General features: G+C 67.0%; 1 protein-coding gene. It reads right to left on the bottom strand.

Annotated features, from left to right (window positions below):
• On the bottom strand, positions 1 to 446 hold a 446-nt coding region (locus tag AACY52_RS31355; RefSeq protein ID WP_339561549.1), incomplete at both ends, for a trypsin-like peptidase domain-containing protein.

The raw sequence follows: 446 nt of genomic DNA, 5'->3' as shown, positions 1-446 counted from the left end.
GTCGGCGATCTCGGCGGTCACCGGCTGCACCTGCACGCCGAGCCAGCCGCGCGTGACCGAGCCCTTCTCCTTCAACTGCGCGACCACGAGCTTGGCGGTCGAGGCCGGGATGTCGAAGCCGATGCCGACGGAGCCGCCTGACGGCGAGAAGATCGCCGTGTTCACGCCGATCACATTGCCGGTCATGTCGAAGGCCGGACCGCCGGAATTGCCCTTGTTGATGGGCGCGTCGATCTGGATGTAATCGTCATAGGGGCCGTTGCCGATGTCGCGGCCGCTGGCCGAGACGATGCCGGCCGTCACGGTGCCGCCGAGGCCGAACGGATTGCCGATCGCGACGACCCAGTCGCCGACGCGCGCCGCGTCCGAATCGCCGAACTTCACGAAGGGCAGGTTCTTCGCATCGATCTTGAGCAGCGCGAGATCCGAAGTGGGATCGCGTCCGA

The sequence above is a fragment of the Pseudomonas sp. EA_65y_Pfl1_P113 genome (assembly GCF_963970525.1).
GTDB classification, from domain to species: domain Bacteria; phylum Pseudomonadota; class Gammaproteobacteria; order Pseudomonadales; family Pseudomonadaceae; genus Aquipseudomonas; species Aquipseudomonas tritici.
The sequence above is the reverse complement of the archived record's forward strand: the minus strand, read 5'-3'. Positions and strand labels throughout refer to the sequence as shown.